The 13,727-nt window shown below is 44.5% G+C and carries 8 protein-coding genes; 2 read left to right on the top strand and 6 right to left on the bottom strand.

Translation table 11 applies throughout. The features are described from left to right. Positions 1 to 31 precede the first annotated feature (31 nt). On the top strand, positions 32 to 4,318 hold the full coding sequence (locus GD631_RS09705; protein WP_143258035.1) for a hybrid sensor histidine kinase/response regulator transcription factor: 4,287 nt from the start codon (positions 32 to 34) through the stop codon (positions 4,316 to 4,318). Between the two features lie 65 nt (positions 4,319 to 4,383). Here GD631_RS09705 and GD631_RS09710 read toward each other — a convergent pair whose 3' ends face one another. The 6 genes from GD631_RS09710 to GD631_RS22435 form a co-directional block, all read right to left on the bottom strand. Continuing rightward, on the bottom strand, positions 4,384 to 5,523 hold the full coding sequence (locus tag GD631_RS09710) for a glycoside hydrolase family 88/105 protein (protein ID WP_143258036.1): 1,140 nt from the start codon (positions 5,521 to 5,523) through the stop codon (positions 4,384 to 4,386). A 128-nt stretch (positions 5,524 to 5,651) separates the two neighbouring features. After that, positions 5,652 to 6,314, bottom strand: coding sequence for an HAD family hydrolase (locus GD631_RS09715; protein ID WP_143258037.1), 663 nt, complete (start codon positions 6,312 to 6,314; stop codon positions 5,652 to 5,654). A 154-nt stretch (positions 6,315 to 6,468) separates the two neighbouring features. Beyond that, positions 6,469 to 7,842, bottom strand: coding sequence for an efflux transporter outer membrane subunit (locus tag GD631_RS09720; RefSeq protein ID WP_143258038.1), 1,374 nt, complete (start codon positions 7,840 to 7,842; stop codon positions 6,469 to 6,471). 46 nt (positions 7,843 to 7,888) lie between these two features. Continuing rightward, complete coding sequence (locus GD631_RS09725; protein ID WP_143258039.1) at positions 7,889 to 11,017, bottom strand: efflux RND transporter permease subunit; 3,129 nt, start codon at positions 11,015 to 11,017, stop codon at positions 7,889 to 7,891. Positions 11,018 to 11,020: 3 nt separating this feature from the next. Beyond that, a complete protein-coding gene (locus GD631_RS09730; protein WP_223225837.1) occupies positions 11,021 to 12,028 on the bottom strand; it encodes an efflux RND transporter periplasmic adaptor subunit in 1,008 nt (335 codons plus the stop codon). After that, positions 11,991 to 12,080, bottom strand: a complete 90-nt coding sequence (locus GD631_RS22435; RefSeq protein WP_370511893.1) for a hypothetical protein — start codon at positions 12,078 to 12,080, stop codon at positions 11,991 to 11,993. Before GD631_RS22435 ends, GD631_RS09730 begins: the two co-directional genes overlap by 38 nt. A gap of 341 nt (positions 12,081 to 12,421) precedes the next feature. Between GD631_RS22435 and GD631_RS09735 the strand changes: the two genes are divergently transcribed. Further along, positions 12,422 to 13,720, top strand: a complete 1,299-nt coding sequence (locus GD631_RS09735) for an alpha/beta hydrolase-fold protein (RefSeq protein WP_143258041.1) — start codon at positions 12,422 to 12,424, stop codon at positions 13,718 to 13,720. Positions 13,721 to 13,727: the final 7 nt, after the last annotated feature.

Here is a 13,727-nt window from a genome sequence, read left to right on the forward strand (position 1 = left end):
AACCAGCAATCAAAATAACCCCAAGCACTGTATGAAATATAAATTATTATACCTCTTCGTTTTGTTTAGTTTTTCTATATCGAATCTGTATGCTGATATTGAACTTAGTTCCAAACAAATGAGAACCAGTGATGGGCTACCTAGTAATTCTGTACGATGCATGTTTCAGGACAGTAAAGGGTTCTTATGGTTGGGTACTTTAGACGGATTGACCCGTTATGATGGAAATACTTTTCTTACCTATCAGTTGGAAACCGGCAAACACGATCAGATTTCTTTAGCAGATAACAGAATAAAACATGTGGTAGAGGATAAAAATGGCTTCCTGTGGATAAAGACAGTACCGGAATTATTCAGCTGTTATGATCTACAGAAAGCTTGTTTTGTAGATTTTACCGGTACCGGAAATGATGGAGAGAACTATTCAGAAATATTTATGTCCTCTAATGGAGATGTGTGGCTTTGGCATAGAGGGAACGGTGTGCGTCAAATTGTTTGTGAGGACGATCGGACTATGACCTCTGTGAAGTTTAGAGCGAAATTTGGAAACTTGCCCGATGACCGGATTAAATTTATAAATGAAGATTCTAGTGGCAGGATCTGGATTGGTACCATGCAGGGACTTGCGTCTGTTTATAAAGGGAAAGTTGAATTTATCGATAGGAAATTGAATTTTTCTTCTTCTTTCCCTCATGGAGAGGATATGTATTTTCTGACAAAGAGTGGAGATGTGTATCGCTGTGTAAATGGATCGAAAAAAATAGACTGTTTAGCGTCGCTGTCTGCTATTGCCGATAATACATCTGTCAGTACACATTCATTGATAAAAGATAAATGGGTTATATTTACTTCCAGCGAAGGGGTATATGAATTTGATTTTCAGAACTTTCAAATAACTCCTTGCCGAGAATTGAAAATAAATAATGGAAAAGTTATTCATGACAATTACGGAGATTGTTGGGCTTACAATAACACTGGACGAATTTATTATATAAATTCGAAGAGCGGAGAAATAAAGGATTTTCAACTGATTCCTGAAGAGAAGATGAAATATATAGATTATGAACGCTATCATGTGGTGCGTGATGACCGGGGGATTGTGTGGATTTCAACTTATGGAAACGGACTTTTCACCTACGATATTCAGGAGGACCAGTTGGAACACTTTGTTTCCGAAGGGAAGAATGCAGGACCTATAGGGTCAGATTTCTTGTTATGTTTGATGAAAGACAGGACAGGAGGAATATGGGTAAGCTCCGAATATTCCGGTTTGTCTCATATTTCCATTTCAAATAAAGGCATTACACATGTCTATCCTGAATCGCCGGATGTTTTTGACCGTTCGAATACAATCCGGTTACTGACTAAAATGTCGAATGGAGATATATGGGTAGGAACGCGAAGAGGTGGATTGTATAATTATGATTCTCATCTGAAAACTAAGATAGATAATCATTATTTGCCCTATAATATTTATGCGATTTCAGAAGATAGTCAGGAGAATATATGGATAGGAACCCGGGGAGACGGACTAAAAATAGGAGATACGTGGTATAAAACGGATCCGTCTAATCCTTTTGCCTTATCTCATTCTAATATTTATTCCATTCTTCGTGATAAGAAAGATCGTATGTGGGTTGGAACATTTGGAGGAGGACTGGATCAGGCAGAATCAACGGAAAAAGGACAATACAAGTTCCGTCGTTTCTTTCAAGGAAAGAAGTATGGCTTACGGATAGTCAGAGTAATGGCAGAAGATGAGAAAGGGATGATATGGATGGGCACAAGTGAAGGTATCTGCATTTTCCACCCTGACTCATTGATCGCTAATGAAGATAACTATCATTTGTTCAGCTACACCGATGGCAATTTTTGCAGCAATGAGATTCGTTGCCTGTTTCGTGATAGCAAAGGGCGCATGTGGGTAGGTACTTCGGGTGCCGGGCTGAATCTATGCGAACTGTCAGACGACTGTCAGTCTTTGAAATATACGCATTATGGAATAGCTGAAGGACTTGTTAATAATATGGTGCAATCTATTTTGGAAGATCATTCGGGACAATTATGGATTGCTACGGAATATGGAATTTCAAGGTTCAATCCTAACAGCCATTCTTTCGAGAATTATTTCTTCTCATCTTATACATTAGGAAATGTGTATAGCGAGAACAGTGCGTGTATGGGGGCAGACGGTAAACTGATTTTTGGAACAAACTACGGATTGACGATTATTGACCCGAAGAAGATTCCAACAGAGAGATTGTTTTCTCCTATTGTTATCACAGGATTGTCCGTTAATGGAATTCAGGTGAAGCCTAATATGCCGGGTTCTCCTTTGCAAGAATCTTTAGCCTATTCGGATAAGATTACATTGAAATATTTCCAGAATTCTTTTATGCTTGATTTTTCTACTCTTGATTATTCGGATAATGGTCAAATCAAGTATATGTATTGGCTGGAAAACTATGACAAGGGATGGAATGTTCCGTCTTCTTTAAGTTTTGCTACTTATAAATATCTGGAGCCGGGCACTTACATTTTCCATGTGAAATATTGTGATGGTGCCGGTATTTGGAATGATACCGAAACAACCTTGAAGATTGTTATCGTGCCTCCGTTTTGGAAAACAAATTGGGCTATGCTCGGATATTTCATCCTGATGTTAATAGCTTTGTACTTTACATATCGTATCATTTTTAATTTCAATAGGTTGCGCAACCGCATCAATGTTGAAAAACAACTGACAGAGTATAAACTGGTATTTTTCACAAATATCTCTCATGAATTCCGTACTCCGCTTACATTGATCCAAGGAGCATTGGAGAAAATGTACCGGACGGATGATATTCCACAAGCCTTATTGCATCCGTTGAAAGTCATGGATAAAAGTACACAACGTATGTTGAGGCTGATTAATCAGTTGCTGGAGTTCAGAAAAATGCAGAACAACAAGTTGGCTCTTTCTCTGCAGGAAACTGATGTAGTTGCTTTCCTGTACGAAATATATTTAAGTTTCAGTGACGTAGCAGAACAGAAGAATATGGATTTCCGCTTTTTGCCGTCTGTGCCATCCTATAAAATGTTTATTGATAAAGGTAATTTGGATAAGGTGGTGTATAACTTACTTTCAAATGCTTTTAAGTATACTCCTTCGAGTGGGACAATTCTGTTTTCTGTGAATGTGGATGAGGTGAAGAAGTGTTTATACATTCAGGTAGCGGATACCGGAGTAGGTATTCCTAAAGAAAAGCAGGGAGAATTGTTTAAACGTTTCATGCAAAGTAGTTTCTCCGGAGATAGCATTGGAGTAGGGTTGCATTTGAGCTATGAATTGGTGCAGGTGCATAAGGGAACTATTGAATATAAAGATAATGAAGGGGGAGGTTCCGTATTTACGGTATGTATCCCGACTGATAAAACTGTTTATTCGGAAAAAGACTTCCTGGTTCCCGGCAATGTCCTGCTGGAAGAAGCGAATATGCAGACTCACCATTTGCAGCAACTTTCAGAAGAATGTCAGGAACATGAAAAGGCGGTAACTGCATCGAGAAGACATAAAATATTAGTCATTGAAGACGATAATGATATTCGTGGGTTCCTGCGGGAAGAGCTTAGTGTTTATTTTGAAGTAGAAGTGGCTGCGGATGGAATATCCGGATTTGAAAAGGCATGTAATTATGACGCAGACTTGATTATCTGCGATGTATTGATGCCCGGAATGACCGGTTTTGAAGTGACAAAGAAATTGAAAACGGAATTTGCGACAAGTCATATTCCTATTATTCTGCTGACTGCCTTGACTTCACCGGATAAACATTTGGAAGGACTTGAAGCCGGAGCGGACGTTTATGTTGCAAAGCCATTTAGTTTTAAGCTTTTGCTTGCGCAGGTGTTCCGGCTGATAGAGCAATGCGAAAAGTTGCGGAAGAAATTTTCCAGTGAACCGGGGGTAGTACGTCCTGCTTTATGTAACACGGACCGGGATAAGGAGTTTGCAGATCAGTTGGTGGCTGTGGTGGAAAAGATTTATTCTCAATACAACATTTCTATTGATGAATTTGCGCAAATGATGGGGATGGGACGAACTGTATTTTATAAGAAATTGCGTGGAGTGACCGGATACTCACCTAATGAATATTTGCGTGTCGTACGAATGAAGAAGGCTGCCGAACTGTTTTTGACTGAAAGAAATCTGACTGTTGCCGAAGTTTCTTATAAAGTGGGTATTAACGATCCTCTTTATTTTAGTAAATGTTTTAAAGCGCAGTTTGGAGTATCTCCTTCGGCTTATCAAAGAGGGGAGAGAAGTAAAACGTAGTATATATTTACCTTGAATCCGGTTTGTGAAGGATAGACCGGATTCAAGATAAGTATGTTTATCAGTTACATATTGAGGTCTAATTTATAGATTTCACTTCCGGCAAGAAGGAAACATCCTGTTCCGAAATCCTCAAAATCAGGAACTTTGTCGTATGTGACAGGTTGACTGTCTTTCGGTTCTTTGCCAGTTCCCTGTACATAACCAAGAAAACCATTCGGGTGAACTGCATCCTTCACCATAGCATTCCATGCTTTTATGATTACAGGCAGATAGGTCTTTTTATCTAATAGGCCGTTGCGTACGCCCCAAGCCATACCATATACGAAAAGAGCTGTGCCGGAAGTCTCTTTGCCTCCAAAGTTTGACGGATCGTGGAGGCTGACATTCCAAAAGCCATCTTCGCGCTGGCATTGTTTCAGTGCTTTACTCATAGTCATAAAATCATTGATGTAATCCTGATGATGCTTTTCATTAGAGGGGATTTCATTCATAACTCGAACCAAAGCTGCATATACCCATCCGTTACCACGGCTCCAATAACAGTTTTTGCCATTCGGCTCTTTGTATGGAGGATCGAAATTATGGTCTCTCCACCACAAACCTTCTTTGACATTGAACATCCCGTTCTCTCCGTGCTTATTACGGGTATATTCGTACATATCCCACATCTTGTCGAAGTATTTCTGTTCACCTGTAAGTTTTCCCATTTTGGCAAATATAGGCATCCCCATCTGGATAGCATCTATCCACCACCAGTCGTTTACTTGTGGAGTGTTGACCAGCATATCCATATTGGCTTTCGTTTTCCGTATTTTCTCAGGATCGGGGCAAATGTTGTATAAATCGAGATAAATTTGGCTGGCGCAGTAATTATCTGCATTACGGGTGGTTGTCCCACGGTGGAAGCCCCACTGGTGGTAATCCGCCCATTCTTTGGCGTAGAGATAATATTCGTCTGCGGGATAGATGGAGTAGAGCGCCATTAAGCCTTCGTAATATACACTTCGTGTCCAGATATTACTGGGGCGAACTACTTTTTTCACAAAAGAAGGAGTGCGATAATCGGCATATTTCTTCATGAAATAGTTGTTCACCTGAAGGGTTACTTTCAGAATTTCTTTTTTATCGGGAGCTGTTTGTGCTTTTATGTTCCCGTAACTCAATATTATTCCTGCAAAAAATAGTATAAGATGCTTTTTCATTTTATAATAAATTAGATTACTATTGTTCTTAGATTGAGGCACACAAAAGTAAGCCTTTCTTTACCTGTTGCAAAGAAAATGCATTGTAAGGAAAGTAATATTGAAATTTGTACGGAAAATATGTAATATTAGACTTTATCAGCCGAGATGAGGCGTTTTATCTCTTCTGCAGTCTCCGTGATGTATTGAGGCGCAAATTCTTCCAGTTCTGTGCGTGGTCGAAATCCCCATGTCACTCCGCAAGCGGTTACACCGGCATTGGCTGCTGTTTGCATATCTACACCGGAATCGCCTACATAAAGAACATCTTCTTTTCGTACATTGGCAAGTTTTAATATATCAAGAACGACTGTCGGGTCGGGCTTGACATTCACTCCTTCCCGCTGCCCGAAAACAGCAGTAAAGCGGATTTCCGGGAAATAATGAGCAACGAGTTTCTCGGTAGCAGCCTGATATTTGTTGGAAGCTACGGCAATCTGAATACCTGCGGATTGCAGATACGACAATAACGCTGAAATACCCGGATAGGGACAACTATCGTCTGCATTGTGAATATCATAATAAGGAATAAACTCGTTGCGAACGCGGAGCACATTTTCTTCCGTCTTTTCCCCTTCGGGTAATGCACGTTCAAAGAGTTTGTTGATGCCGTTTCCTACCATGAAATTATACTTTTCTATTTCGTGTGTAGGATAGCCTAATTTATTTAAAGCGTAATTTGTACTGTGGGCAAGGTCGGCGATGGTATTCAGCAATGTTCCATCCAAGTCAAATATAATTAGTTTCTTCATTCTTACTGTATCTTATTGTTCTCCTTTAATCTCTTTTACCGATACAAAAATAGGTAAAAAAGATAAGATAGAGAAATCCTTATCCTGTATGCTGGATTTTTAACTTTCTCTATCTTCTTGACTGTTGTTTATCCTGAAGAGATGGTTCCGGCAGTTAATTTACTCCTCCGCCGAGAGCATGATACAGGTGTATGACGCCTTGTATCTTGCTGATTTGGTCTTGTGCCAGTGTTAGTCGGGCATTGAGCAACGACTGCTGGGCTGTGAGCACCTCTAGGTAATTGGCAGAAGTGTAACGTACCAATAGCTGTGTCTTTTCCGTGGCGGCTTTGAGGTCGGTTATCTGTTGAAGATCAAGGCGAATACGTTTATCGGAAGTCTGCCATTCGGTAAGGGCGTCGTTTACCTCGTTCCCTGCATTCAGCAGAGATTGTTCAAAACGCAGGCAGGCTTCTTCCTGTCGGGCACGGGCTATTTTCAGGTTGGCGATGTTCGTTCCTTTATTAAATAGCGGGGCAGTGAGCTGGGCGATGACATTGGAAAGCCATTTTCCTGGATTGAGAATGGTGCCGCCACCATTGTTTGTCCAGCCGAGTGTGCCGGAGAGTGTAAGGTTCGGATAGAAGGCGGAACGGGCGGCGTTGGTGGCATAGAAGGCTTCGGACAAGGCCGCTTCTGCCTGTCGTACATCAGGGCGGTTGGATAATAGTTGGAGAGGCAGACCGAGGAAGATATTGTCGGAGAACTCTTGTTCATTCAGTATGCCACGTTCGATGGTGTGAGCAGGTTCTTTCAGTAAGGCAGAGAGGCTGTTTTCTGTTTCGCTGATGTTTCTGCCGATTGAGAGTATCTGAGCATCAAGTGCTGTGCGGTTGGCTCGAGCTTGATGTATTGCCACATCATTAGTTCGTCCGGCTTTTGATAATGCTTCTAGGGTGGCAATCGTTTCATCCCAGTTTGCCAGAGTTTGTTCGGATATAGCAAGCTGGGTATCGAGCATCAACAGTGTGTAGTAGCTTTCGGCGATGGTTGCTACCAATTGCGTCTGCACAGCTTGTGCATAAATGCAACTTTGTTCGAGTGCTGCGATTGCTCCACGTTTGGCGTTGGTTACTTTCCCGAAAATATCTACTTCCCATGTAGCAGCGATTCCTAAGTTATATGTTTTTTTTGTTTCACCGTTGTAACGACTGACGCCGGCTTGCGGTGTCAGACTGACGGAGGGCAGATATGACAGGCGGGCATTCGTTAATATGGCTTGCGATTCCTCTATTTGCAGGCGGGCAATGTTCAAATCAGTGTTTCGTTTAAGCCCGGTGGTTATCAGAGTTTGCAGATGCGGGTCAGTGAAAAGTTCGCGCCAGAGTTTTGTTGCCATCGTAGTACTGTCTGCCGATTGTACCGGCATCCGGTAGAGGCTGTCTGTATTTATGTCTGTTTCCGGGCGGGAGTACCGGTTGTATATGCCGCATCCGCTCAACAAGTAGGAGGCAGCGAGAAGCATTCCTATATAATATTTTCTTTTCATGTCTCAATTCTTACAATTATTTATCAATTGCATAATCTGATGGTAATTATAATTCTTTACGTCCGGGGAGGAAACGTTCCTGTATGTATTGGCAAAGGATGAACAGTGAGGGTACGACAAAAAGTAGTGCTACTGTGCCCAGTAGCATACCACCTACGGTTCCCACACCTACCGAAATGTTACCGTTGGCCCCCACACCTTGTGCGAACATCAGCGGCAGCATACCGAAGACCATTGTCAATGAGGTCATCAGGATGGGACGCAGACGGGCTTTGGCGGCAGACATAGCGGCGGTGGTGATGCTCATGCCTTGATGGCGGCGGTCGGAAGCATACTCTGTGAGCAGGATGGCTGTTTTGGAGAGCAGACCAATGAGCATAATCAGTCCTGTCTGCATATAGATGTTGTTTTCCAGTCCCCATAGTTTGGCAAAGAGGAAACTTCCCATCAGGCCAAAGGGAACGGAGAGAATAACGGCAAACGGAATGAGCAGGCTTTCGTAGAGTGCACAAAGAATGAGGTAGATAAAGACGATGCAGACGATGAACACCAGTGTCGTTGTGTTGCCTGTTGCTGCCTCCTCGCGTGTCATGCCGCCGAACTCGTAGCCATAGCCTTCGGGCAGGGAAGTACGGGCTACTTCTTCAATCGCTTTGATAGCCTGTCCCGAACTGTAACCGTCGGCAGGAGCACCGTAAACGGTAATGGCGGAGAAAAGGTTGAAACGTGAAAGACTTTCCGACCCATATACTCGTGTGAGTGTGAGATACTGTGTGACGGGGGACATTTCGCCGTTGGCATTACGTACATAGATATTGTTCAGTGCTTCGGTGTCCAAGCGGTATTCGGGTGAAGCTTGCACCATCACACGGTATAGTTTCGTAAATCGGTTCAAGTTGGACGAATAGCTGCCTCCTATATAGCCTGAAAGCGTGCTAAGCACATCAGTCGGCGATATACCGTTGCGTTTACACAGGGCGGCATCCACTTCTACTATGAACTGTGGGTACTTCGTGTCGAACGTTGTGTAGGCACGTGATATTTCAGGTCGACGGTTCATTGCATCGATAAAAGCACGTGTGTATGTCAACAAATCTTCCATGCTACTCCCTTTTTTGTCTTGCACATATAGTTCAAAACCATCGCTCATGCCATAGCCCGAAATCATAGGACTGGTGGAGACGCGGATCTGTGCTGCCTTGATAGCATCGGTACGGTGGTATATTTCTTTCATGACGGAGTTTACGTCATCGCCTTCTTTCGTGCGTTCGCTCCAGTTCTTCAAGCGGATGGTGAATGAACCGGCAGAGGCGGATTGGTTATGGCGAGCATCTTTCCCTGTGACGCGTGAGTATATTTTGATTTGAGGAATATCATGTATGGCTGCTTCAATTTCGTCCATGATACGCTCCGTTTCCTCCAGATTGCTGCCGGGGGCGGTTTGAACGTTCACGTTGATAGTGCCCATATCCTCTTGAGGCACAAGTCCCGTTTTAGTGGTATGCATTAGCACGACCAGTGCCACGCATGCCACCATGATGCTGCCTACGGCAATACCTTTGTGACGGAACAGAAAAGAAACACCTCTCATATATTTTTGTTGCACATGGCGGAATGAGCGGTCGAAGGCGTAATGGAAACGGTCGGAGAAACCAGGCTTTCCGTCGTTCTCCATGCTTACACGCGGACGCATAATCAGGGCGCAGAGGGCTGGACTGAGCGTCATGGCATTGAGTAGCGAGATCGCAACAGCGACCGCCATTGTCAATCCGAATTGTGTGTAGAATACTCCTGTCGTCCCACCCATGAAACTTACGGGGATGAATACTGCCATAAAGACAATGGTCGTGGTTATCAGTGCTGAAGTTAGTCCGCTCATGGCATCCACTGTGGCGTGGTAGGCAGTGGTGTAACCTTCGTCAAACCGTGCCTGTACGGCTTCCACTACAACGATGCTATCGTCTACTACTGTACCTATAACTAACACGAGGGCAAAAAGTGTCAGCAGGTTCAGGCTGAATCCTACAACATAGATAAAAGCGAATGTTCCTACCAGTGATACAATGATGGCGAGTGAGGGAATGAGGGTTGCCCGCAAATCGTGCAGGAAGAGATAGACCACCAGCACTACCAGAACAATGGCGACAAATAGTGTTTCCACTACATTGGCGATAGAGGCATCGAGAAAGTCCTTTGTGCTCGTAATGTCGGTCAGTATCATGCCTTTGGGCAAGGAGGCGGAGATGTCCGCGGTTACATCGTCAATTTCCTTGATGATTTCATTGGCATTTGAACCGGAGGTCTGTGCCATCATGCAGTTAGCTCCCGGATGTCCGCTTGTCTGGCTGAGCATGGCATAGTTCTCCGCGCCGAGTTCGATACGTGCCACGTCTTTCAGGCGTAGTACTTCGCCGTTAGGCAGAGAGCGAATGACCATATTCTCGTAGTCTGTCTCGTCCTCATAGCGTCCCCTGTATTTCAGTACATACTGGAACGTGTTTGCCGACTCTGAACCGAGCGTGCCCGTAGGCGACTCCACGTTTTGCTCGCCCAGCACTGTTGCGATGTCCGAGGGCATCAGACCGTATTGGGCCATTTGTAACGGATCAAGCCAGATGCGCAACGAGTAGCTGGCTCCCCAGATATTCACGTCACCTACACCGGCGATACGAGACAGGCGCGGTTCGATATTGATTTTCATGTAGTTTGTCAGGAAGTTGGCATCGTAGCTATCGTCCGGTGAGTAGAGCGACAAGGCTTTCAGCGAGTTGCTCTGACGTTTGCGTACGGTGATACCTGACTTTGTGACTTCTGCCGGAAGTAATCCTTGTGCTGATGCTACCCGGTTTTGTACGTTCACTACTGACATGTCGGGGTCAGTACCCTGGCGAAAATAGACACTGATGGAAGCTGAGCCGGTATTGGTGGCGGTGGAAGTCATGTACATCATATTCTCCACACCGTTCAATTGTTCTTCAAGTGGTGTGATTACACTCTTCATCACTGTTTCAGCATTGGCTCCGGTATAGGTGGCGGAGACACGCACTGTGGGTGGTGCAATGTCGGGAAACTGCTCTACCGGCAACTGACTCAGTCCGATAAGTCCAACGATGATGATAGCTACGGAAATGACACCCGAAAGTATCGGGCGGTCGATGAAAGTCTTGACGGTCATGATTTACTCCTTTCCGTTTTGGGGATTGACAATTGCGCCTTCACGTACTAGGCCGGCACCTTCGGCAATGATCACGTCTCCTTGCTGCAAGCCTGTTTCCACTACATACTCTATGCCGTTGTTCAGCCGGAAGACAGTAATGGGGGTGGCCTGTGCCTTACCGTCGACAACTTTGTAGACAAAGATGCGGTTCTGTAATTCATAGGTGGCTCCCTGTGGAATGACGATGCAATTCTCCCTTATGTTCGGTAGGATGACCGTTCCACTGCCACCATCGCGAAGCAGGTTTTTTCCGTTCGGGAAATCGGCACGGAGTGTTACAGCTCCAGTTCCACTGCTGACTATGCCACTTACGGCACTGATGCGCCCTTTCTCTGCATACATCTTGCCACTAGCCATGCGTAATTCTACTTCAGGCATTTGCTTGATGAATTTGTCGAGTGAACCATACTCTTCTATTAGAGCAATTACTTGACTCTCGGTGAGCGAGAAATAAGCATACATTTGGCTGTTATCCGAAACTGTGACGAGGGGTTCGGCGATGTTGCTGTTCACCAATGCTCCTATACGATAAGCAATCATACCTGTCACACCGTTTACGGGGCTTTTCACCTCTGTATAAGAAAGGTTGTTGCGAGCGTTTACCTCTTGCGCACGTACCTGAGCGAGTGTGGCTTCGGCGGCAGCAAGATCGTTGCGGGCGGTGCTGAGGTCGTAATCTTGTACTACGTTCTTTTCGCGTAATACTTTTGTGCTTTCCATGTTCAATTGAGCGGTAGCAAGCCGTGCTTCGGCACTTTTCACGTTGGCTTCTGCTTCTGCCAGTGCTGCACGATAAGGCACTTGGTCGATGATGAACAGTACTTGTCCACGATGTACGTTTTCACCTTCACTAATGCAGATGTGTGTGATGAGTCCGTTCACTTGCGGGCGTATCTCTACTACTTGTTGTCCGGCAAGTGTAGCGGTGTATTCAGACAGCAGTGTCCGGTCTTCTCGTTTTACAGTCATAGTTTTGTAGTTCGCACTCTCTTGTGTAGCCGGTGATTGGTGGCAGGCGCACAGTGTCAGCCCCACAAACAGGGCTGGAAGCATTCTCTTTTTCATATTCTCTGATATATCCGTTTCTTATTTGGGTTTCTATATGTCAGACACAAAAGTAAGGAAACAGAGTGGGCTGTGCTGTATATAAATAAGGATGTGGGGGTAAACGGTGAAAATGTGGGGACGAATGGCTTGATTTCGGGGGCAGACATCTTCCTGCAGAGTCCTCTTTCTGCAGAAAAAGGTGTATCTTTGCATAAGATAAGTTGCGCCTTGGCAATTTGAAGTAAGTTTCGTTGCGTTTGGTTCACATTATCTTTGTGTCATTCAATCAATGAGATTAATGTAAATGTTATGATTATGGAGAAAAAAGCAATTATTACTGTAGTGCTGGCCGTATTTTTCGGTCTGGTACAAGCACAGAACAACTTTGTAAATCCTGAACACGTGGAGTCTGTGACGGCTATTAGCCGGGTATTGGGTGACGGACGTAAGGTGGCAACCGTTATATTGGAATATGATGTACCTATCAGTAACAAGAGTCTTACTACAGACAGTTATCGGGTAGAGGGAAAAGAGGTAACGCGTATCTATGCCAATACTGTACCAGAAAGAGCGGAGGTAGGTGTGAACGGTCGCTATGTAATTATCGAAGTGAAAGCTGAAGTAGATCTCAACGCACAGCCCAAACAACCTACAGAAGCAGATATGGAGAAGAAAAAAGAGCGTGACCGGATGCAGGGTGGTCCCGGACTACGTGCCGGATGGAGTACAGGTGGCGATGATGAATATCCGGGCAATGCCGTGGTAGTACAAACCAGGAATATCAAAACCGTCCAAGGAAAGATTTATAAGGCAAGTGAAACGCCTATAGAAAGTACTGTGGAGAAATGTCTCGTGGCAGATGATTTCAAACAGGAAGAATTTGTCAGTCCTTATACTGGTCAGGTGTTACCTTATAATATATATATCCCCGAAGATTATAATCCTGAAGAGAAATATCCGCTGGTGCTATTCATTCACGATGCCGGTGTGGCAAGTGGTCCTGTCACACAGACGCTTTACCAGGGGAATGGTGCCACATCGTGGGCAGAGCCGGAGGCACAGGCACGCCACAAGTGTATTGTCGTGGCTCCCGAATATCCTTTCATCACGGTAGATGATAACTGGAATTACAGCCACCACCTTGATGCTACTATCGCTTTGCTGAAAGATCTTCAAACGCGTTATTCCATCGACTCTACCCGTATCTATACCAGTGGGCAGTCTATGGGCTGTATGTCTTCTATCGTGATGATGCTGAAGGAACCTGACCTTTTTGCCGGAGCATTACTTGTGGCGGGCAAGTGGAACCCGGAGTTGATGGGGCCACTCGACAAGCAGAACATTTGGATTATCTCCTGTGAAGGTGACCATTCATCCAATACGCTGCAAGGCCAGGCTGTTGAGTTGTGGCGTAATCAAGGCAGCACTGTTTCAGAAGCCACGTGGGATATGACACTTCCTGTCGAACAACTTTCCGAGGAGGCAAATAAGATGCGTGCCGAGGGGAATCATTTGCTGTTTACCCACCTCACAGGTGGAAATCACCGGGCTACGTGGTTTGTTTCTTATGGTATTGAGGGCGTACAGGACTGGCTGTTTGAGCAGCATAAATAAAATTTTC

The organism is Bacteroides luhongzhouii, assembly GCF_009193295.2.
Lineage (GTDB): Bacteria > Bacteroidota > Bacteroidia > Bacteroidales > Bacteroidaceae > Bacteroides > Bacteroides luhongzhouii.